Source organism: Marilutibacter chinensis (genome assembly GCF_021725675.1).
Classification (GTDB): Bacteria; Pseudomonadota; Gammaproteobacteria; order Xanthomonadales; family Xanthomonadaceae; genus Marilutibacter; species Marilutibacter chinensis.
Genome location: NZ_JAKJPO010000008.1, coordinates 115,164 through 136,361, shown reverse-complemented (window position 1 = coordinate 136,361; position 21,198 = coordinate 115,164). Strand labels below are relative to the sequence as shown.

The 21,198-nt window shown below is 70.8% G+C and carries 19 protein-coding genes; 12 read left to right on the top strand and 7 right to left on the bottom strand.

Features of this window, described 5'->3' with window-relative positions; translation table 11 throughout:
- Positions 1 to 23: 23 nt before the first annotated feature.
- The 5 genes from L3V18_RS13015 (at position 24) to rsfS (ending at position 3,452) form a co-directional block, all read left to right on the top strand.
- Complete coding sequence (locus L3V18_RS13015) at positions 24 to 398, top strand: hypothetical protein (protein ID WP_237055566.1); 375 nt, start codon at positions 24 to 26, stop codon at positions 396 to 398.
- A gap of 31 nt (positions 399 to 429) precedes the next feature.
- Complete coding sequence (locus L3V18_RS13010) at positions 430 to 1,050, top strand: LPS-assembly lipoprotein LptE (protein WP_237055564.1); 621 nt, start codon at positions 430 to 432, stop codon at positions 1,048 to 1,050.
- 3 nt (positions 1,051 to 1,053) lie between these two features.
- On the top strand, positions 1,054 to 2,106 hold the full coding sequence (gene holA / locus L3V18_RS13005; protein ID WP_237055561.1) for a DNA polymerase III subunit delta: 1,053 nt from the start codon (positions 1,054 to 1,056) through the stop codon (positions 2,104 to 2,106).
- A 10-nt stretch (positions 2,107 to 2,116) separates the two neighbouring features.
- Positions 2,117 to 2,791, top strand: coding sequence for a nicotinate-nucleotide adenylyltransferase (nadD, locus tag L3V18_RS13000; protein WP_237055559.1), 675 nt, complete (start codon positions 2,117 to 2,119; stop codon positions 2,789 to 2,791).
- Between the two features lie 244 nt (positions 2,792 to 3,035).
- Positions 3,036 to 3,452 (top strand): ribosome silencing factor, encoded by a 417-nt coding sequence (gene rsfS, locus L3V18_RS12995; protein ID WP_237055557.1) that lies wholly within the window; start codon positions 3,036 to 3,038, stop codon positions 3,450 to 3,452.
- Between the two features lie 82 nt (positions 3,453 to 3,534).
- On the opposite strand, the gene L3V18_RS12990 is transcribed toward rsfS, so the two are convergent.
- Positions 3,535 to 5,094: an alkaline phosphatase PhoX gene (locus L3V18_RS12990; RefSeq protein ID WP_237055554.1), complete on the bottom strand. Its 1,560-nt coding sequence runs from the start codon at positions 5,092 to 5,094 to the stop codon at positions 3,535 to 3,537.
- Between the two features lie 200 nt (positions 5,095 to 5,294).
- On the opposite strand from L3V18_RS12990, the gene rlmH reads away from it, so the two are divergent.
- The gene (gene rlmH, locus L3V18_RS12985) at positions 5,295 to 5,765 is read left to right on the top strand and encodes a 23S rRNA (pseudouridine(1915)-N(3))-methyltransferase RlmH (protein WP_237055552.1); all 471 of its coding nucleotides are present in this window, start codon (positions 5,295 to 5,297) and stop codon (positions 5,763 to 5,765) included.
- A gap of 243 nt (positions 5,766 to 6,008) precedes the next feature.
- On the opposite strand, the gene L3V18_RS12980 is transcribed toward rlmH, so the two are convergent.
- Together L3V18_RS12980 and L3V18_RS12975 are read right to left on the bottom strand one after the other, a co-directional pair.
- On the bottom strand, positions 6,009 to 6,710 hold the full coding sequence (locus L3V18_RS12980) for an energy transducer TonB (RefSeq protein WP_237055550.1): 702 nt from the start codon (positions 6,708 to 6,710) through the stop codon (positions 6,009 to 6,011).
- A gap of 160 nt (positions 6,711 to 6,870) precedes the next feature.
- Positions 6,871 to 7,539, bottom strand: a complete 669-nt coding sequence (locus tag L3V18_RS12975) for an SIMPL domain-containing protein (RefSeq protein WP_237055716.1) — start codon at positions 7,537 to 7,539, stop codon at positions 6,871 to 6,873.
- Between the two features lie 403 nt (positions 7,540 to 7,942).
- Between L3V18_RS12975 and L3V18_RS12970 the strand changes: the two genes are divergently transcribed.
- From L3V18_RS12970 to tldD, 4 genes are all read left to right on the top strand, one after another.
- Positions 7,943 to 8,530 (top strand): Maf family protein, encoded by a 588-nt coding sequence (locus L3V18_RS12970; RefSeq protein ID WP_237055548.1) that lies wholly within the window; start codon positions 7,943 to 7,945, stop codon positions 8,528 to 8,530.
- Complete coding sequence (gene rng / locus L3V18_RS12965) at positions 8,527 to 10,056, top strand: ribonuclease G (protein ID WP_237055546.1); 1,530 nt, start codon at positions 8,527 to 8,529, stop codon at positions 10,054 to 10,056. The genes L3V18_RS12970 and rng overlap by 4 nt, the downstream gene beginning before the upstream one ends.
- A gap of 186 nt (positions 10,057 to 10,242) precedes the next feature.
- Positions 10,243 to 14,067, top strand: coding sequence for a YhdP family protein (locus tag L3V18_RS12960; RefSeq protein WP_237055545.1), 3,825 nt, complete (start codon positions 10,243 to 10,245; stop codon positions 14,065 to 14,067).
- Between the two features lie 148 nt (positions 14,068 to 14,215).
- Positions 14,216 to 15,673: a metalloprotease TldD gene (gene tldD, locus L3V18_RS12955; protein ID WP_237055543.1), complete on the top strand. Its 1,458-nt coding sequence runs from the start codon at positions 14,216 to 14,218 to the stop codon at positions 15,671 to 15,673.
- Positions 15,674 to 15,777: 104 nt separating this feature from the next.
- Here the strand turns inward: tldD and yjgA are convergent, their stop codons facing one another.
- The gene (gene yjgA / locus L3V18_RS12950; RefSeq protein ID WP_237055539.1) at positions 15,778 to 16,311 is read right to left on the bottom strand and encodes a ribosome biogenesis factor YjgA; all 534 of its coding nucleotides are present in this window, start codon (positions 16,309 to 16,311) and stop codon (positions 15,778 to 15,780) included.
- Between the two features lie 124 nt (positions 16,312 to 16,435).
- Between yjgA and pmbA the strand changes: the two genes are divergently transcribed.
- On the top strand, positions 16,436 to 17,815 hold the full coding sequence (gene pmbA, locus L3V18_RS12945) for a metalloprotease PmbA (protein ID WP_237055537.1): 1,380 nt from the start codon (positions 16,436 to 16,438) through the stop codon (positions 17,813 to 17,815).
- Between the two features lie 121 nt (positions 17,816 to 17,936).
- Entirely contained in the window at positions 17,937 to 18,425 is a 489-nt protein-coding gene (locus tag L3V18_RS12940; protein ID WP_255783979.1) for a DUF4870 domain-containing protein, read from the top strand.
- Between the two features lie 193 nt (positions 18,426 to 18,618).
- Here L3V18_RS12940 and L3V18_RS12935 read toward each other — a convergent pair whose 3' ends face one another.
- From L3V18_RS12935 to tilS, 3 genes are all read right to left on the bottom strand, one after another.
- The gene (locus L3V18_RS12935; RefSeq protein ID WP_237055535.1) at positions 18,619 to 19,500 is read right to left on the bottom strand and encodes a polyprenyl synthetase family protein; all 882 of its coding nucleotides are present in this window, start codon (positions 19,498 to 19,500) and stop codon (positions 18,619 to 18,621) included.
- On the bottom strand, positions 19,493 to 19,768 hold the full coding sequence (locus tag L3V18_RS12930) for an exodeoxyribonuclease VII small subunit (RefSeq protein ID WP_237055533.1): 276 nt from the start codon (positions 19,766 to 19,768) through the stop codon (positions 19,493 to 19,495). The genes L3V18_RS12935 and L3V18_RS12930 overlap by 8 nt, the downstream gene beginning before the upstream one ends.
- Positions 19,769 to 19,888: 120 nt before the next feature.
- Positions 19,889 to 21,193 carry a tRNA lysidine(34) synthetase TilS gene (tilS, locus tag L3V18_RS12925; protein ID WP_237055531.1) on the bottom strand — a complete coding sequence of 435 codons (1,305 nt, stop codon included), beginning with the start codon at positions 21,191 to 21,193 and terminating at the stop codon, positions 19,889 to 19,891.
- Positions 21,194 to 21,198: the final 5 nt, after the last annotated feature.

Sequence of the window (21,198 nt, the reverse complement as noted above, 5' to 3'; positions counted from 1 at the left end):
TCCCTGGAGCCCTGCCGGGCCTGGTGGTCGTCGCGGCCAATGTGCTGGCGTTCTGGTTCCTCCGGGCGGATGCCGCACGGCGCATGAGGCGGGTCGAGCCATCCCGGGCATTCACCCGGATGCTGATCTTCGGAGCGTGCGCCCTGTTCCCGGCCCTGCTGCCGATGGAAGGCCTCTCCGAGGGGACGATCCGGTTTCCGGCCCGCCACGGGATGGTCGGGTTCCCGACCTCGTGCGATCCGCGGGCGTTCTGGTCCGTCGCGTCGCCCTACGGGTGCGCGACCATGGCAGCGGTTGCCCATGCCATTGCCGCGTGGTCGCGCTGGCGCGAGACCTTTGCGTTCCGGGACATGAACACGGGTGCCGAGCGGGTTCAGGGCGCCGGTCCTGCCTATTGATACCGAATCCCCGGTCCTCCAGACTGCGCGCATGATCCGTCGCATCGTTCCCGTTTTCCTTGCGCTGGCGCTTGCCGGCTGCGGCTTCCATCTGCGCAACGCCCTGGTGCTGCCGCCCGACCTGGGGCCGGTGAAAGTGGTCTCCGCCGATCGCTACAGCCCGCTGGCGGAGAGCCTGGCGCAGGCGCTGGTGCGTTCCGGCGCGGAGATCGCGCCCGCAGACGCCGCCGACACGGCCGTGCTCGACCTGGTCGCCGAACGCTGGGGCGACACTCCGATCAGCGTCGATGCCCGCGGCCGCGCACAGGAATACAGCCTGCGCTATGCGGTGATCTTCGAGGTGCGCGGGCGCGACGGCACCGCGATCCTGCCGCGCCAGGCGGTCGAGCTGTCGCGCGACTACATTTCCGTACCGACCAATTCGATCGGCACCGAGGGCGAGCGCGACATCCTGGTCAAGGAGCTGCGGCGCGAGATGTCGGCGTCGATCCTGCGCCGCATCGATGCGGTCGCCCGCCGCCAGTTCTCCGCCGCCGGCGTCGCGTCTTCGCCGGCCGCGACCACCGGGACGGTGCCTGCAGCGATGGAGTCGACCGCGGTGGAGCCGGTTCCTGGCGAGACGGCACCGGAGCCCACGGACGGCGGTCGCTGATCGATGGAGCTGAAGCCGGAGCAGCTGGCCGCCCGGCTCGAATCCGAGCCCCTCAGGCCGGCCTACCTGATCGCCGGCGCCGAACCGCTGCGGGTGCTGGAGGCGGCCGACGCGGTCCGCGCCGCCGCCCGCGCCCAGGGCGTCGCCGAGCGCGAGGTGTTCGAGGCCGAGGGCAACCAGCGCGAGCCCGACTGGGCGGCGCTGGAGGCGAGCTTCAACGCGCCCAGTCTGTTCGCCAGCCGCCGTCTGGTCGAGCTCAGGCTGCCGACCGGCAAGCCGGGCAAGGACGGCGCCGCCGTGATCGCCGATTTCTGCACTACGCCGGCCGCCGACGTCACCCTGCTGGTCACCGCGGGCGAATGGAGCAAGAAGCACGCAGGCAAGTGGAGCGAGGCGATCGGCCGCATCGGTCATGTCGCGGTCGCCTGGCCGATCAAGCCACACGAGCTGCCGGAATGGATCGAGCGGCGACTGCGCAGTCACGGCCTGTCCGCCGAACGTGATGCCGTGCAGCTGCTCGCCGACCGGGTCGAGGGCAACCTGCTCGCGGCCGCGCAGGAGATCGAGAAGCTGGCCTTGCTGGCCGGCGAAGACAGGACACCGCTGGACGTGACCCGGATGCAGTCGCTGGTCGCCGATGCCGCGCGTTTCGACGTGTTCCGTCTGGTCGATGCGGCGATGAACGGCCAGCCGCTGCTGGTCTCGCGGATGCTCGCCGGGCTGCGCGGCGAAGGCATCGCCGTACCGGCGCTGATGGGCATGGTGGTGATGGAGCTGCAGCGCGCCGCCGCGCTGGCGCGGGTCGCCGCCGGCGGCGGCAACCTCGCGGCCGAGTTCAAGGCGCAGCGGATCTGGGATTCGAAACAGTCGGTCTACAGACGTGCGCTCCAGCGGCATCCGGCCCCGCGCTGGGAGGCCTTCGTCGGCGTCGCCGGCAAGGTCGACCGGATGGTCAAGGGCCGCGAGGCCGGCGACCCCTGGCTCGGCCTGGAGCGGCTGCTGCTGGCAGTGGCCGACCCCAAGGCGGTCCGGCTGCTGACCGCGGCGGCGGCGTGAGGGCGCCGCGTTGGAGCTGTGGCTGATCTACGGCGGCACTTTCGACCCGGTCCACAACGGGCATCTGGCGATCGCGCGTTGCGCCCGCGACGCCCTGCGCACGACGGTGCGCCTGATGCCGGCTGCCGATCCGCCGCACCGTCCGCCGCCCGGCGCCGATGCGCTGCAGCGCGCGCGAATGCTGGACATCGCGATTGCCGGCGAACCCGGGCTGAAGGTCGACCGCCGCGAACTGGAGCGCGACGGCCGCTCCTGGACCGCCGATACCCTGCGCGCGCTGCGCGCGGAGATCGGAGCGCAGCGGCCGGTGGCGCTGCTGGTCGGTGCCGACAGCTTCCTCGGATTGCCGGACTGGAAGGAATGGCGCGCGCTGTTCGGACTCGCGCACTTCGTGGTCGCCGAGCGCCCCGGCAGCCCGATCGACGGGCACCTGCGGCCGGAGTTGGCCGAAGAGGCCGCCGCCCGATGGACCGACGGGCCCTCGACCCTGGGCGAGGCGCCGGCAGGCCGGATCTGGCGGTTGCGGCAACCGCTGTCGAACACCTCGGCGAGCGATATCCGCCGACGGATGGCGACGGGCGGCGACTGGCAGGCCTGCATGCCCGCGGCCGTGGCCGCCTACATCGAGCGTCATGGCCTGTATGGACTGGCGCCATTGCGATCGCCCGCCCGCATCTCCCGTTGAGCGGTCCCGGCCGATGTTCCGCGGCGCCACGCCCCTGCCTCGCTGAACCGGCCCCGGCTTCCTCGGCCGGCACGCTTCGATGAACACGCGCCTGTCGCGCATGCGCGGACGCAAATGATGCCGGGATACCGGTGCCGGAACTGGTGCGGCGCATGAACCGGAGCCCCCATGCCGGCGCGGCCGGAGGGCCTCCGCTATAATCGCCATGCAACCGCGTCCCCCCGAACCGACCCCGAGTGAGCACTTGAGCAACCAAGCCCACGTCATCAAGACCCGTATCCCCGATCCGCCTCCCGCCGCCGAGCAGCTGCTCAGCGCGGTCCGCGATGCGGTGGAGGCACTCAAGGCCAAGGATGTCGTCGAGATCGACGTGCGCGGCAAGAGCAGCGTCACCGATTTCATGGTCGTCGCCTCCGGCACCTCGACCCGCCACGTGAAGTCGATCGCCGACGAGGTGGTCAAGCACGCCAAGCTGCTGGGCTTCATGCCGCTGGGGGTGGAGGGCGAGCGCGAGGCCGAGTGGGTGCTGGTCGACCTCGCCGACGTGGTCGTCCACGTCATGCTGCCGCGGGTGCGCGAGTTCTACGCGCTGGAGCGGCTGTGGACGGTCGGCGACCAGCCGCCGGAGATCCACCCGGCGGACGACACGCCGGCAGGCTGACCGCCGCTGCGTCGGAAGGTCTCCGCGCAATATTGAGGACGGCGCCCCGCGGGGCGCCGTTGTCGTGCAGGAATGGTGGAGTTCAGAGGCCGCCGCGCGCCCAGGGGCCGGTGATCGCGAAGGTGATTCCCGGCGTCTGGATGTTGACGAACATCGTGCGTCCATGCGGATCCCAGCAGGCGCCGGCGAATTCGCTGCCGCGATAGTCGCCTTCCTCGATCGTCTTGTCGGCACCGGCGATCTGGCTATCGGTCAGCTCGACGTTGTTCTTGCACAGGTAGAACGATTCGCCGCGGCGGGTCAGCCCGAGCAGGCGTGCGCCGGGACCGTAGCTGTCGGAGCTGTTGCCGCCGTCCTCGCACAGCACCACGCCGCCGCGCGGACTGACGGTGATGTTGTCGGGGTTGTTGCCGGCCAGCTGGTTGCCGCTGACGAACAGCGCCTTCAGCCGCTGGCTGTATAGATCGAGTACCCAGACCGCGCCTTCGCCGCGGCCGGGTCGGCCCTGGCTGTCGACGCCGGTCGAGGTGTCGACGATGAACATCTTGCCGTGCGCGTACCAGATGCCCTCGCCGCGGCTCATCCGCAGGCCGCCCTCGCTCCAGGCCTGGGCGAACGGGCCGCTCAGCGTGTCGCCGCTGCCGATGTCGGGAAAACCGGCCGGCGCCGCGATCGAATCCATGTCCGGGTCCGGGATGTCGATCCACTCCAGCCAGTAGCTGTCGCCGACCTCCGCGACGGTCAAGTCGGCGTTGGGCCTGCGGCGCACGCGTGCGGCCTGCAGGCGTCCACCGTTCTCGAGGGAGCCGTAGCGGCCGAAGCGGTCGTTGGGGATGAAGCGGTACAGGCCGGCCTTGTTGCGGTCGTCCTCGGTCAGATAGACGATGCCGGTGCGCGGGTCGACCGCGACCGCTTCGTGGCTGAAGCGGCCCAGCCCGACCAGCGGACGGCCGCTGGTGCGCTCGGCCTCCGGATGTACCTCGAACACGTAGCCATGCTTCTTGCCTTCGCTGGAGCTGGCATTGGTCTTGATTTCCTCGCAGGTCAGCCAGGTACCCCACGGCGTCGGCCCGCCGGCGCAGTTGACCAGGGTGCCGCCGAGGCTGGGTTCCATGTCCTGCCAGCGGCCGTCGCGCCAGACCAGGTTGGTGGTGCCGCCGCCAGCGCGCTGGCCGCCGCCGAGATCGCCGGTGTCGTACATGCCGGCGGCCTGGATCGGCGTGGCCGCCCCGCGCTCGTGGTTGCGGACGAGGACCAGCTCGGCGCCGTGCGGGCGGCCGCGACCGCGCCCGTGATGCGGGCGGCCATGGTGATAGGCACGGACCACGGCCATGCCGTCGTGCTTGCCCGGACAGGGTTGGCCGTCGGACATCAGGTCGCCGGTCCAGCCGAACGAACGGTAGCTGAAGCCTTGCGGCAGCTGCAGCAGCGGCAGTCCGGTGGTCAGGTCGGCGACCGGTTCCAGCGGACCGTAGGGGCTGGGCGCGGGTTCGAGCTGGACCGGATCGCGGTGATGGAGACCACTGTCGTGGGCATGGGCCTGGCGGGACTGGAGCGCGCCGAGGCTGCCGATGGCGCCGACCGCCATGGCGGCGGCGCTGCCCTTGAGGACCTGGCGGCGGGACGTGTCGAGATCGTGCATCTGCAACTCCTGCTGGCTGGGGGGGTCAGGGGGGACCAGGATGGAAACAACACGGATGGCTGCGCATGCAGCCGGCGACGGCTGCGGAACGGGAAGCAGCCGGTAGAGCCCGCCCGACGCTAGGGCGCCTGCATAACGTTCCGATGACCTGTGGGTTTCAGCGTCGCGTCGCGTGACCGACGGCCGTTAACATCCGTGACATGAAGGCGAAACTGATCGCGGTCGGCGAGCGTCCGCCGGCCTGGGTGGCCGAGGGCTTCGAGGAGTACCGCAAGCGGCTGTCGCACTGGTTGCCGCTGGAACTGGTGGAAGTCGCACCGGGCATGCGCGGCCGCAACCGCGATGCGGCGCGGGCGATGCAGGACGAGGGCGGGCGGGTGCTGGCCGCGTTGCCGCGGGGCGGGCTGGTGGTCGCCCTGGACGGCCGCGGCAGGTCGTGGAGTTCGGAACAACTGTCGCAGCGGCTCGAGCACTGGCGGGCTCAGGGACGCGATCTCGCGTTCCTGATCGGCGGCCCGGAAGGCCACGCGCCGCAGGTGTGGGAGCGCGCCGACGAATCCTGGTCGCTCGGCCCGGCGACCCTGCCGCACATGCTGGTGCGGCTGCTGGTCGCCGAGCAGCTCTACCGGGCCGCGGCGATGCTGGCCAACCATCCTTACCACCGCGCCTGACCGCGATCCCCGGGGCGACACCCGCGAATCCCCGAAGTCTGCTTCGCAAACCATTGGGCCCCGCCGTTGCGCTGCCACGCCCGATTCGCGCCTTCGGCGCGAATCGCCCCCCTGACTCAGGGGTTGGGCGCTGTGATGCAGGCGTGGCACATGCCGCGATGAGGCTTCCCATGAAAGTCCGGTCGAGGCCTACGCCGCGCCTGTGGCCGTTGCCATTGGATGTCGAGGCAACGGCCGGAGCGACTACAGCTTGAACTCGACCGGCACCAGGCCGATCGCGCGGATCGGATGCCCGTCACGGGTCGCCGGCTGGAAGCGCCAGCTCTTCAGCACCTGACGGACTGCGGCCTGGTCGAGATCGCGATGGCCGCTGCTGCGCGAGACGATGACTTCGACCGGATGGCCGTTCTCGTCGACGGTGACCTGCAGCAGCACGGTGCCGCTGCGGCCCTCGCGCACCGCCTTGACCGGGTAGCGCGGCGCCGGCGCACTGGCATAGGCGAGGCGGGCGCCGGTCATCGGCGACAGGTCGGGCGGGCCGCCGATCGCGCTGTCGGTCGGGCTTTCCGCGACATCGACGGCTTCGCCGACGCTGTCGTCGAGCGGCGGTGTGTAGATGTCGATGGGCTCGGAGACGGGCGTCGTCACCGGAGCCGGATCGGGCAGCGCCGGACGCTGCACCGGCCGCGTCGGAGTCCGCTCGACCGGGACCACCGGCGGTGGCGGCGGGGCGATGCGTGGCGGGTCTACGACGACGATGGTCTCGCGCCGTGCTTCGACCGGTTCGAACGCGGGCGGCCGCAACAGCAGCAGTACCGCGATCACGTGCAGCACGATCATCGCGGACATCGCCATGATCCGGTTGATGTCGGGTCCGCGGCCGTCTTCCAGCGCCGCAAGCGGTTGTCCGGCGACGTGCAGTCCGGAACGGGTCGTCAGGATCATCGGCCACCTCCACATTCATGGGTCGTGTGATCCGGAACGCGCGTAGAGCACGGTCGGGGTTGGCGGGGTGCCTATGCGGAGAGGCCCGCCGAAGCGGGCCTCCGTTTTGCGATCGGGACCATCTCCCGCCGCTGCGCCGGCCCTGGCGGGCCGGCAGCGCTCATCTGCCGAGTTCGAACACGATGTCGAGATTGACCGACAGGGTGCTTTCGCCCGGCGAGATCGAGGTATCCGCCATCTTCTCGGCTCGCGCCATCGCCATCATCGGCATCGGTCGCGGGAAGCCGTCGCCGCCCTCGCTGATGCTGACGATCCGCCGTACCTTGAGGCCCAGTGTCTCGGCGTACATCGCCGCACGGCCGCGCGCTTTCTCCACCGCGGCGCGGCGCGCCTCGTCGTAGGCCGATTCCTTGTCCTCGACATCGAAACTCGGGCCGTTGATCTGGTTGGCGCCGGCCGCGACCAGGGCGTCCATCACCTGGCCGAGCTTGCCGATGTCGCGCACGGTGACGTTCACGGTGTTGCTGGCCTGATAGCCGGTGATCGTCGGCGCGCGGTCGTTTTCGTGCCGGTACTGCGGATACAGGTTCACGCCGCTGGTCTGGACATCGCGTTCGGCGATGCCGGCCTTGCGGATCGCCGCGATCACCCGATCCATCTGCTCGGCGTTGCTGCGCATCGCGGTGTTGGTATCGGCAGCCTGGGTGACGACGCCGGTCGAGAGGGTCGCGACGTCGGGAACGCGCCGGGCCTCGGCCTGCGCGCTGATCGACAGCAGGGTGCCGTCGGCGCTGGCCATGGGGGCGGAGGTCTGGGCATGGGCGGTCATGGCGGGCAGGGCTCCCAGGGTCAGGGCGATGGCGAGGGCGGCCGTCGCGAAGACGGGACGGCGGGCGGCGGATCGGGGACGGATCGGGGTCAGGGGCATGTTCGGCTCCATCGAAGGGTGGGACAAGCCTGCCGGTGGCGAGGCGGGTCGTCGGCAGACGATGCCTGTTCATCCGGCAGGACGAGGTGAACGGGTGAACGGAGCGTGAGCTGCGTCGGGGTTATCGGGTAGACGTCGGCTGGTGCTCAGTCAGTGCGGGTTATGCTTTCCCGACCATGGGGCCGGTGCGTTCCGGGCTGCGCACGACCGGTCCGGGCAGAATCTCCGGGGCGGGCCGTCCGGCCCATTCAGTTTTCGGGAAGCGGCCTGCCGGCCTCCGCTTCCTTCCGTTCCGGGAGCCTTGATGCTCTACCTCGCTTCGAAATCCCCGCGCCGTCGCGACCTGCTGGCCCGGCTGGGCGTCGACTTCGACACCATCGACCTGGATATCCCCGAACAGCGCCAGCCCGGCGAGGCGGCCGACGACTACGTGCGCCGGGTCGCCCGCGAGAAGGCCGGCGCCGGCCTGCTCCAGGTGGTTGCCACGCCCGGTGCGGCGGTACTGGGAGCCGATACCGAGGTGATCCTCGACGACGAAGTGTTCGGCAAGCCGGCCGACGCCGACGACGCGGCGGCGATGCTGCGCAGGCTGTCCGGCCGTACCCACCGGGTGGTCTCGGCGGTCTGGCTGGTGTCGGCCGAGCGCGAGGCCGAGGCGGTGTCGGTGTCGAACGTGACCTTCGACCGCCTCGACGAGGCGCGCATCGCCCGCTACATCGCGACCGGCGAGGCCTTCGGCAAGGCCGGCGCCTACGGCATCCAGGGCGCGGCCGAGGTGTTCGTATCCCGGCTCGACGGCAGCTTTTCCGGCGTGATGGGCCTGCCGCTGCACGAGACCGATGCGCTGCTGCACCGGTTCGGCTTCGTACAGGCCGCGGGGAGCGAGGCATGAGCGAGGAGATCCTGGTCAACGTCACCCCCCGCGAGACCCGCGTCGCGGTGGTCGAGAACGGCATGCTGCAGGAGCTGCACATCGAGCGCGGCTGGGCCCGCGGCGTGGTCGGCAACATCTACAAGGGCAGGGTCCAGCGGGTGATGCCGGGAATGCAGGCCGCGTTCGTCGAGATCGGGCTGGAGCGCGCGGCCTTCCTGCACGCCGCCGACATCGTCAAGCCGCCGCCGGTGACCAACGGCGAGGGCGAGGAGGCTCCGTTGCCGCCGGCGCCGACCCGGCCGATCACCGAACTGCTGCGCGAGGGACAGGAAATCATCGTGCAGGTGGTCAAGGACCCGATCGGCAGCAAGGGCGCGCGCCTGACCACCCAGCTGAGCATCCCGTCGCGCTACCTGGTGCTGCTGCCGCGCGCGCGGGTGATCGGGGTATCGGCACGGATCGAGGACGAGGACGAGCGCGCGCGGCTCAAGTCGCTGGTCGTCGCATGTGCCGCTGAACGTTCCGGCGCGATGGCGACCGGCGCGGCCAACGGCGGTCCCGCACCGGTCCACGGCTACATCGTCCGCACCAACGCCGAGAGCCAGCCGGCCGAGGCGTTGGCCGAGGACATCGCGTACCTGGGGCGGGCCTGGGCGCTGATCGAGGAGCGTGCGGCGAACGCTCGGGTCGGCGCGCGCGTCTACGAGGATCTGAGCCTGCCGATGCGCGCCGTGCGGGACCTGATGCGCAAGGACGTGGAGCGGGTCAAGGTCGATTCGCGCGAGACCTGCGAGCGCCTGCGTACCTTCGCCGCCCAGTTCATGCCCGGCCTCGACGAGAAGATCGAGCACTACAGCGGCGCGCGTCCGATCTTCGACCTGTACGGGGTCGAGGACGAGATCGGCCGTGCGCTCGACAAGCAGGTGCCGCTGAAGTCCGGCGGCTACCTGGTGATCGACCAGACCGAGGCGATGACGACGATCGACGTCAACACCGGTTCCTTCCTCGGCCAGCGCAATCTCGAGGAGACCGTCTACCGCACCAACCTGGAAGCCGCGCAGTCGGTCGCGCGCCAGCTGCGGCTGCGCAACCTGGGCGGGATCATCATCATCGACTTCATCGACATGACCGATCCCGAGCACCGTCGCCAGGTGCTGCGGCAGCTGGAGAAGTCGATGGCACGCGATCACGCGAAGTCGACGGTCTACGAATTCTCGCCGCTGGGCCTGGTCGAGATGACCCGCAAGCGCACCACCGAGAGCCTGGAGCGACAGCTCAGCGAACCCTGCCACGAGTGCGGCGGCCGCGGCACCCTGAAGACCCCGGAGACGGTGACCTATGAGATCTTCCGCGAGATCGTCCGCCAGGTGCGCCAGTTCGATGCCCAGCGGCTGCTGGTGATCGCGTCGCCGCAGGTGGTCGTGCGGATCACCGACGAGGAGTCGGCGGCGGTGGCCGAGCTGGAGGAGTTCCTCGGCAAGAGCATCCGTTTCCAGGCCGACGAGCAGTATTCGCAGGAGCAGTTCGATGTGGTGCTGCTCTGAAACCGGGGCTCGGGACGGTCAGTTTCTGGCCGCCAGGAAGCGAGCGGGACCTGGAACTCGCGGGAGCGGTCCTGAGAAAGCCGGCATGCGGAAGCTGACCGGCCGGCCACCGGGCTCGTCCCTGTCCGCCCCGGTTCCGGCAGGGCACGGAGCGGAGGCCTGATGCCGACGCCTTTGCGCCGCCGCATGCGCATCGCACGACGTGGCCTGGGCTACGCCGTCGCGGTATCGCTGGTGCTGGTCGCCATGCTGCTGGGCGTGGCCAGCCAGTTGTTGCCGCTGGCCGAACGCCATCCCGAGCGGATCGCGGCGTGGCTGGCCGAGCGCAGCGGGCGGCCGGTCGCGTTCGACCGGGTCGAGACCGAATGGACCCGGCGCGGGCCGCTGCTGAAGCTGGACAACCTGAGGATCGGACCGGCTGCGGATGCGATCGTGGTCGGCGATGCCGAGATGCTGGTGTCGATCTACGAGGGGCTGCTGCCGGGGCAGGCGCTGTCGGAGCTGCGGCTGCGCGGGCTCGACCTGACCCTGGAGCGTGCCGGCGACGGTCGCTGGCAGGTGCGCGGACTGCCGGGCCAGCAGAAGGCGGGCGGCGACGTGTTCGAGACGCTGGAGGCGCTGGGCGAGCTGCAGGTGATCGACGGCAAGCTGTCGGTGGCCGCGCCGGCGCTCGGCATCGATGCCCGCATCCCGCGGGTCGACGTGCGCCTGCGGGTCAGTGGCGAGCAGGTCCGGGCGGCGGTGCGTGCATGGCCCGAACTGGATGGCGCGCCGCTCGATGCGGTGCTCGCGCTCGACCGCGGCAGTGGCGACGGACATGCCTACGCCGGCGCACGCAAGGCCGATCTCGCGGCCTGGCGCGAATTGCTGCAGCTTGCCGGCGTGCAGGTCCGCTCGGGACTGGGCCGCGCCGAGGCCTGGGCCGAGTTGCGTGGCCACCGGGTCACCGCGGTCACCCTGGACACGCTGCTCGACGACGTCGCACTGGGCAGGGCCGATTCGCAGGATGTCGTTGAAGTCGGCTTCGGCCGGGTCGAGGGCCGCGCGCGCTGGCGGCTGGTCGACGGGGGCTGGCGCTTCGACGCGCCGGCGCTGCGGATCGGCGAGGGCGACGACCGGCAGGTGCTCGATGGACTGACCGTGGCTGGTGGCCGGCGCTTCGCGATGCTCGCCGAGCGGGTCGACGTCGCGCCGCTGCTGATGGTGGCCGCGCTCAGCGACCGATTGGCGCCCGGCCTGCGGGACTGGCTGCAGCGCACCCGCCCGCAGGCGGTGCTGCGGGAGATCCGCATCGTCGGCGAAACCGGTGGTGCGATGCGCGCCAGTGCCCGGGTCGAGCGGGCGGGTTTCGACGCGGTCGGCGATGCGCCCGGGATCAGCGGCCTCGGCGGCGCGATCGAAGGCGACCAGGACGGTTTCGTGCTGCGGCTGGACGAGACCGCGCCCATGCGTTTCGACTGGCCGAGCGGCTTCGGCGTATCGCATGCGGCGAAGCTCGATGGCGAGATCGTCGGATGGCGCGACGGGCAGGGCTGGCGGGTCGGTACCAGTGCGCTGCGCCTGGACGGCGGCAGTTTCGCTGCCGGCGTGCGCGGCAGCCTCGGCTGGCAGGGCGATGGCAGCCGGCCGCGGGTCGATATCGCGGCGCGCCTCGACGATGCCGCGGTGCCGGTGGCCAAGGGGTTCTGGGTCCGCCACCGGATGCCGCCGCCGGCGGTCGAGTGGCTCGACCAGGCGTTGCAGGGCGGCACCGTGCGCGGGGGGCGCGCAGTCATCAGCGGCGACCTCGACGACTGGCCGTTCCGCGATCGCGAGGGTCTGTTCGAGGCCACCGCGCGTATCGAACAGGGCGTGATCCGCTTCCAGCCAGACTGGCCGGCGGCCGAGGACCTGGACGCGGAGGTGCGGTTCGTCGCCGACGGTTTCGAGGTCGAAGGCAGCGGTCGGCTCGCAGGCCTCGAGATCTCCCGCATCCACGCCGGTATCGACCGCTACAGGGGCGGGCGTCTGGCGGTCGACGCCGAGGGCGGCGGCGACGCGAAGCAACTGCTCGAACTGCTGCGGCAGAGCCCGCTCGACGGGAAGATCGGCGAGACGCTCGCCTCGCTCGACGCCAGCGGTCCGGCACGGGTCGGGTTCGGACTGCGGCTGCCGCTGCAGAAAGGCAGCCGCACCGAGATCCAGGGCACGGTCGACGCCGACGGCATCGAGCTGGCCGATTCGCGCTGGGAGCTGGCGTTCGACCAGGTCAGCGGCCGCGCGCGGTACTCGCGCAACGGCTTCCAGGCCGATGGGCTGAGCGTCCGTCATGAAGGTCTGCCGGGCACGCTCGCGCTGCGTGCCGGCGAAGGTCACGTGCGTGTTCCCGACCATGCATTCGAGGCCGAACTGCAGGCGTCGATCCCGGTGCAGGACCTGATCGCGCGCGTGCCGGACCTGGCATGGTTGAAGCCGCATCTGTCCGGCCGTTCGTCGTGGACCGTCGGGGTCGACGTGCCGCGCGAGCGTGCCGGCACCCCGACGGTATCGAGACTGCAGCTGGGGTCGGATCTGGTCGGCACGGACCTCGATCTGCCGGCACCGTTGAGCAAGCCGGCCGGCGAGGCGCTGGCCACCACGGTCGAGACGCCGTTGCCGCTGGGCAGCGGCGACGTCCGCGTCGCGCTTGGCGACCGCATGGCGGTGCGTGCGCGCAGCGATGGTGGCCGTACCGGTGTGCGGATCGCGCTGGGCGAAACCGGAGTGGCGCAGCCGCCGCCGGCCCACGGGCTGATCGCCAGCGGTCATGCCGGACGGCTGGATGCGATCGACTGGATCGCGCTGGGACGGGCGGGCACGACCGGTGGTGCGATGCCGTTGCAGCGCATCGACGTGACCGCCGACGAGCTGCGGATGCTCGGCGGCGTGTTTCCCGATACCCGGGTGGTGGTCACGCCGTCCGCCGGCGGTGCTCTCGCGGTGACGGCTTCCGGCCAGCGCCTGCTGGGACGCCTGGCGATTCCCCGGGCCGCCGAGCAGGCGATCAGCGGACGCTTCGAGCGGGTGCACTGGCGATCTCCGGTGGCGCCGGCCACGGCTGAAGCGCAGGATACGAATACGGCGACGGTCGCACCCGCGGTCATCGCCCGTCCCGACGAGGATGCGCTGGACCCGGCGGCGGTACCGGCGCTGGCGATCGACGTCGACGATTTCCGGATCAACGACGCGGCCCTGGGCAAGGCGGAATTCCGTTCGCATCCGACCGCATCGGGCATGCGCATCGAACGGCTGCAGACACGCGCCGACAAGCAGGCGATCGACGTCAGCGGCGACTGGACCGGCAGCGGGTCCGCCGCGCGCACGCGGATGCTGCTGGACCTGCGCAGCGAAGATTTCGGCGAGCTGTTCAACGGCCTCGGCTTCGGTCTGGCCGGACGGATCGGGGACGGCCGTGGCAGCGTGCATTTCGATGCCGGCTGGGTCGGCAGCCCGGCGGCGTTCTCGGCCGGTGCGCTGGAAGGCCGGCTCAGCGTGGACGCGCGCGATGGCCACCTGCTCGAGGTCGAGCCCGGCGCCGGCCGCATGCTCGGGCTGCTCAGCATCGCGCAGCTGCCGCGCCGGTTGCTGCTCGACTTCGGCGACCTGTTCTCCCGCGGGTTCGCCTTCAATCGGATCGCCGGCGAGGTGCTGTTCGCGGACGGCATGGCCCGCAGCAACGACCTGCTGATCGACGGCCCGGCGGCGGCGATCGCGATCCGCGGCACGACCCATCTGCGCAGCGAGCGCTTCGACCAGACCATCGAGGTGAGGCCCAAGGCCGGCAATCTGCTGGCCGCGGTCGGCGCGATCGCCGGCGGGCCGATGGGCGCTGCGATCGGCGCCGCCGCGAACGTGGTGCTGGAAAAACCGCTGGGCCAGATCGCGGCCAAGGTCTACCGTGTGACCGGCCCCTGGAAGTCGCCGAAGGTCGAGGTCCAGACCCGCGAACAGAGCCGTCGGGCGGAAGCCGGGGCCGCTCCGCCGGCGGGTTGATTGCCTGCCTTCCGGCACCCATCCTGCATGTAGCAGCGAGCGGGCAGGGGCGGCGTAAGCCGCGATGAAGCTTTCCCCATGAAAACCGATCGCGGCTTACGCCGCCCTGCCCGCGCGCTACAACCCCTGTTCCCGGACGCCACAGCCCATGACCCTGCCGCTGCAACTCGCCGAATCCCGCCTCCTGCTCCCCGCCGGCCTCGACACCGGCGGCCTGGAGCATGCCTTCGGCACCCTGCTCGGGCCGGGCGTGGATTTCGGCGACCTGTATTTCCAGCACAGCCGGCGCGAGAGCTGGTCGGTCGAGGACGGCATCGTCAAGGACGGCGCGCATTCGATCGAGCAGGGCGTCGGCGTGCGCGCGATCAGCGGCGAGAAGACCGGCTTCGCCTACTCCGACGAGATCAACGGGCAGGCGTTGCTCGAGGCCGCCGGATCGGCGCGCGCGATCGCCCGCGATGGCCGGGTCATCGGTGCGCAGTCACTGAACCGTGGCGGTGGACGCGCTCTGGATGCGGGCGGGCTGTATCCGGCCGAGGATCCGATCGACGGCTATGCGAACGAGGCCAAGGTCGAGGCCCTGCGCCGGGTCGACCGGCTGCTGCGCGCCGCCGACCCGCGGGTGCGACAGGTGATGGTCGGGCTTTCCGGTGGCGTCGACACGGTGCTGGTCGCGCGCAGCGACGGGGTACTCGCCGCGGACGTGCGTCCGCTGGTCCGCCTGAACGTGCAGGTCATCGTCGAACAGGACGGTCGCCGCGAGAGCGGCTACGCCGGTGGCGGCGGACGTTACGGCTATGCCGAACTGCTCGACGGCGGCCTGCCGGAGAAGCTCGCCCGCGAGGCGCTGCGCCAGGCGCTGGTCAACCTGGAGGCCATCGATGCGCCGGCCGGGGTGATGCCGGTCGTGCTCGGCCCGGGTTGGCCCGGCGTGCTGCTGCACGAGGCGGTCGGCCACGGCCTGGAGGGCGACTTCAACCGCAAGGGCACCAGCACCTATGCCGGCCGCATGGGCCAGCGGGTGGCCGCCCCTGGCGTGACCATCGTCGACGACGGCACCCTGGCCGGGCGCCGCGGTTCGCTCAACATCGACGACGAGGGGACGCCGACGAACTGCACGACCCTGATCGAGGACGGCGTGCTGGTGGGCTACATGCAGGACACCCTCAACGCCAGGCTGATGGGGATGGCGCCGACCGGCAACGGCCGTCGGGAATCCTTCGCCCACCTGCCGATGCCGCGCATGACCAACACCTACATGCTCGCCGGGCAGCACGATCCGGAGGAGATGATCCGCTCGGTGAAGAAAGGGCTGTATGCCGTCAATTTCGGCGGCGGCCAGGTCGACATCACCAGCGGCAAGTACGTGTTCAGCGCAACCGAGGCCTACCTGATCGAGGATGGCAAGATCACCGCGCCGGTCAAGGGCGCGACCCTGATCGGCAACGGTCCGGAGACGATGCAGAAGGTACGCATGGTCGGCCATGACCTGGCGCTCGACGAGGGCGTCGGTGTCTGCGGCAAGGACGGCCAGAGCGTCCCGGTCGGCGTCGGCCAGCCCTCGCTGCTGATCGAGGGCCTGACGGTGGGCGGCACCCAGGCATGAATCTCTTCAGCCGCGGATCTTCGCGGATGGACGCGGATAAAGCCTCGGAAGCGGAAGGTCTGATCCGCGCTCACCCGCGTAACCCATGGCTTGCAGGCGTGCCGCTACTCCTCCGGCGTGTCGTCGGCCATGGCCTCGCGGATCTCGCGGAACAGTTCGCGAAATGCGCGCGGGGGCTTGTTGCGCTTGCGTTCGTCCAGCGCGTTGCGGGCCAGCTGGCGCAGGTGCTGGCGGTCGGCCGCCGGGAACGCGTCGATGAACTCCGCCAAGGCCGCATCGCCGCCGTCGAGCAGGCGTTCGCGCCAGCTCTCGGCGCGGTGCAACGCGGCGACCTCGCGGCGGGCGGCCTCGCCGCTCTCGTCCATCGCGTCGCGGATCGCGTCCAGCGTCTCCTCGTCCTCGCGGCGCATCTGCTTGGCCAGGTACGCGAGCTGCCGCTTGTGCGCGATGTGCGAGGTGATCCGGCGGGTCTCGCGGATGTGCGGCAACAGCGCCTCGGGTACAGGCAGCCGTTCGAGCTGGGCGTCGGTCAGCTCCGACAGCCTGCGGCCCAGCTCGAGGACGTCCAGCGCCTCGCGGCGCCGCTGGCTGCGGCTGGGGCCGAGGTATTCGCCGCTGTCTTCGTCGATTCCGCGCATGATCGCCTTGCCGCAGGAAAGAATGTGGGCCCCGGATTTTCGCGGATAAACGCGGATAAAGCACTTTCTTCAGCAGTACCCGCGTGAATCCGTGGCTGGAACGCTTTTGCAACAGGACACTCCCTTGAACCAGATCACCACCGTTATCGACGATTCCCACGCCCGCCTCGACGCGCTGGCCGAGCTTTCGCAGAGCCTGCTGGAGCGCTGCCGCGCGGCCGGTGCGAGCCAGGCCGAGGTGTCCTGCAGCGAGGAGACCGGCCTCAACGTCAGCGTCAGGATGGGCGAGGTCGAGACCGTCGAGGCCTCGCGCGACCGCGGCATCGCCGTCACCGTCTATTTCGGCCAGCGCCGGGGCAGCGCCAGCACGGCCGACCTGCGCGAGGACAGCCTGGCGGCCACGGTCGAGCAGGCCTGTGCGATCGCCCGCCACACCGAGGACGACCCGGCCGCTGGCCTGGCCGATGCCGGGCTGATGGCGGCTCCGTTCGAGGATGGCCGCTGGCGCGACCTCGACAGCTGGCATCCGTGGACGGTCGAGCACGATCCCCAGCGTGCGATCGACCTGGCGCTGGCCGCCGAGCAGGCCGGCCGCGACTTCGACGCACGGATCGAGAATTCCGATGGCAGTTCGCTGGGCACCGGCACCAGCCTCGGCGTCTACGCCAACTCGCATGGCTTCACCGGCCACGAACGCAGCAGCCAGCACAGCATCGGCAGCGCCTTCATCGCCGGTCGCGGCGATGCGATGCAGCGCGACGGCTGGTACAGCATCGCGCTCGCGGCGGAGGATCTGGAAGATGCCGCGGCGATCGGCCGCCGTGCCGCCGAGCGCGCGGTCTCGCGGCTGGCCCCGCGTACGCTCGCGACCGGCCGCTACCCGGTGCTGTTCTCGGCGGAGATGGCACGATCGCTGGTCGGCCACCTGCTGGGGGCGGTCTCCGGCAGCGCGCTGTACCGTCGCGCCAGCTTCCTGCTCGACAGCGCCGGTACGCAGCTGTTTCCGGACTGGTTCGCGATCGAGGAACTTCCGTTCATGCGCCGCGGCTTCCGCTCGGCCAATTTCGACGCGGAGGGCGTGGCGACGCGCGAATCGGCACTGATCGCCGGCGGCGTGCTGCAGCGCTACATCCTCGGCAGCTATTCGGCGCGCCGGCTCGGCCTGCAGACCACTGCCAACGCCGGCGGCGTGCACAACCTGCAGGTCGCGGCCAATACCGGCGATTTCGAGGACATGTTGCGCGGCATGGGTCGCGGTCTGCTGGTCACGGAACTGATGGGACAGGGCGTCAACAACATCACCGGAGACTATTCGCGCGGTGCGGCCGGGTTCTGGGTCGAGAATGGCGAGATCGCCCATCCGGTCGACGGCGTCACCGTCGCCGGCAACCTGAAGGACATGTTCCGCGCGATCGAGGCAGTCGGCAGCGATATCGACGCACGCTCGCACGTGCGCACCGGCTCGATCCTGGTCGGCGGCATGACCGTGGCCGGAGAGGGTTGATCCGGCGTCATCCGCCCGGCGGCCGGCTCGCGCCGTTCCGTCGTCACGGTGCCTTCCGGCAGTTGACGGCCACCGGCGATCGGCCGAGAGTGATGCTTCGAAATCTTCAGGGAGAACGACGATGAGCGGTACCCAAGACCCGAACGATCCGTCCCCCATGCCGCCTCCGCACAACGAGCCGCCACCCGCGCCGCCGCCGCCGCAGGGCGAAAGTGCCCAGGCCGGCGCGGATTCGGGCATCCCGGCCGATCAGCGGCAGTGGGCGATGTTCGCGCATCTGTCGGCGCTGGCCGGCGCGATCCTGACCTCGGCGGTCGGTGGCATCGGCTGCCTGGTCGGGCCGCTGATCATCTGGCTGGTGAAGAAGGACACGATGCCTTTCGTCGACGACCAGGGCAAGGAAGCGCTGAACTTCAACATCACCGTTGGCATCGCCTTCCTGGCGCTGCTGTTGCTGTCGATCCTGACGCTCGGCATCGGCCTGATCATCGCGATCCCCTTGTGGGTGATCATCGGCATCGGCTGGCTGGTGCTGACGATCATCGCCTCGATCAAGGCGAACGAAGGCCAGGCCTACCGCTATCCGTTCGCGTTGCGGCTGGTGAAGTAACCGGCAACCGCGCGGAGCCGGTTCCACGACGACGCCACCGGTGCGAGCCGGTGGCGTTTTCGTTTGCGGCGGCGCACTGACCGGCAATGGTAGTGGCCGTCGGAGCGGCGTGAGCCGCGATGGGCATTCCCGGGAAGCGTCATCGCGGCTCACGCCGCTTCTGCCGCCGCTCCTGCGCCAGGCCCGCGGCGGCTCAGCGGTCGCGCTCGATCGCCAGCCGGCCGAGTGCGGCCAGGGCCGAGGCGCGTTCGCCGAATTCCGACAGCGCCGCGTCCATCGTCGCGGCGAGATCGGACAGCAGGCAGCGCGAGGCCACCATGCCGATCAGCGCCGGGAAGGTCGCCTTGGCCTGGGCCTGGTCCTTGCCCGCGGTCTTGCCGAGGGTCGCGCTGTCGCTTTCGATGTCGAGGATGTCGTCGCGGACCTGGAAAGCGAGTCCCATCGCATCGGCGAAGCGGTCGAGCGCGTCGAGCCGGGCCGGGTCGGCGTCGCCGCACAGCGCGCCCATCCGCACCGCGGCGCGGATCAGCGCGCCGGTCTTCAGCGCATGCAGCCGCTTCAATGCCTGTACCGACATCGCATGTCCGCTGCCGGTGGCATCGAGGTCGAGCGCCTGTCCGCCGCACATCCCGGCCGCGCCCGCAGCGCCCGCCAGCACCCGCAGCAGCGCCACACGGGTCGTATCGGATACCGGAGCGTCGGCGAGCAGTTCATAGGCGCGCGCCTGCAGCGCATCGCCGGCCAGCACCGCGGTCGCTTCGTCGAAGGCGACGTGTACGGTCGGCTGGCCGCGACGCAGCGCATCGTCGTCCATGCACGGCAGATCGTCGTGCACGAGCGAATAGGCGTGGATCAGCTCGACCGCCGCGGCCGGCGCATCCAGAGATGCCGGGGTGGCGCCGAGCAGTTCGCCGCTGGCATAGACCAGCATCGGCCGCATGCGCTTGCCGCCCAGCAGCACCGCGTGCCGCATCGCCGCGTGCAGACGGTGCGGGGGACGGTCGGCGTCGGGCAGGGCACGGGACAGCGCTGCGTCCGCGCACGCGCGCCAGCGCGCGAAGTCGCGCTCAGGCATCGTCGGAGCGGGCGCTGTCGCTGGCGTCGAAAGGCCGGGCGCTGGCCGGGTCCTGCGGATCGGTGAGCAGCCGCACGCGCAGCTCGGCCTGTTCGAGCGCGACCTGGCATCTGCGGTACAGGCCGACGCCACGCTCGTAGGCGGCGAGCGAGTCTTCCAGGCTCATGTCGCCCTGTTCCATCTTCTCGACCAGTTGCTCGAGGGCGTCAAGCGACTGCTCGAAATCGGCGACCGGTGAGGTTTCGGCGGCGGCGGGTTTCTTGGCCATGAGGCAAGTTTATAGCTTCGGCCCGTTCTTTTGTGCGCGTGGGTCGGCACCGAAGCACAGGAGCGGCATACGCCGCGATGAGGCGTTCCGATGAAGGCCCGGTCGCGGCTTGTGCGGCTCCTACGAAAGCGGGGCAGGGGGATCGTCGTACCACACCAGTCGCGCCCCGTTGCTCCGCAGCCACTCGTCGAATGCCGCCGAATAGACCAGGTCGCCGGCCGCCAGCAGCCTGCCGGCGGCATCGCCGAGCAGCGGCAGACGCTCCCGTACCCACGGCGGGATCCCGAGATCCTGCAGTACCTGCTTGAGCGCGTGGCGATGAGCACGGCCTGGCAGGACGATGCGCTCGCCGCCCCTGCGCGCATGCACGCGGCAAGGCTCCGGCAGGGCATCGCTTCCTTCCAGCTGCAGACTGCCGCCGCCGGGCAGCGCCAGCGGCTGACGGCCATCCCAGGGCAGGTCGAGATCATCCGGCAGCGGTGCCCGTTCCCGTCCGGCATGCATCAGTCCGCGCCAGCGCCGGATGCGGGCACCGGCCCAGCGGAAACAGGCATCCGCATCGCCACGCGCCTGCAGCAGGTCGGCCTCGAGGCGGGCGATGCCGTTGGCCGGCAGCGGCGGCAGCGACAGCATCTGGATCCAGCGGCGCAGCACGCGACGGCGCCGGGCCGCGGGCAGGGCCAGCAGCGTGGCGACGTCGATGCATCCGGGATCCGCGCCGATCGCGGCCGCCAGCGCCTGCGCGTCGCCGCTGTCGAGCAGGCCGGCCGCCTCGGCGCTCAATGCCGCGCTGCGGGCCAGCGCCGCACCGGCATGGGGCCAGCGCTCGCGCAGCAGCGGCAGCACGCGCTGGCGCAGGAAATTGCGGTCGAGCGCGGTGTCGGCATTGCTCGGATCCTCGATCCACGCCAGACCGTGCGTCCGCGCGTGAGTCAGCAGTTCGGTGCGCGGAATCCCGAGCAGCGGCCGCCACAGCCAGCCCGGCCCGTAGCGACGCCACGGACGCATCGCCGCCAGCCCATCCGTTCCCGATGCCCGCAGCGCGCGCAGCAGGAAGGTCTCGGCCTGATCGTCGAGATGATGGCCGACGACCAGCACCTCGTCGGTGGCGAGTTCGGCCTCGAACGCCGCGTGGCGCACCCGGCGCGCGGCCGCCTCGGGCCCGGCTCCGCTGTCACGCGGCACCTCGACCCGCACGGTGATCAGTGGAATCCCGAGTCCGTCGCAGAGCCGCCGACAGTGTCGTGCCCACGCGTCTGCATCGGGATGCAGTCCATGGTGGACGTGGATCGCGCGCAACCCGTCGGCGCGACGTGCGGGGTCGCCCGCCAGCAGATGCAGCAGCACCGACGAATCCAGGCCGCCGCTGCAGGCCACCAGCAGGGGCGTGGGCTTTGGCGCGTCGGACGGCAGGTCGGGCAACATGGAAC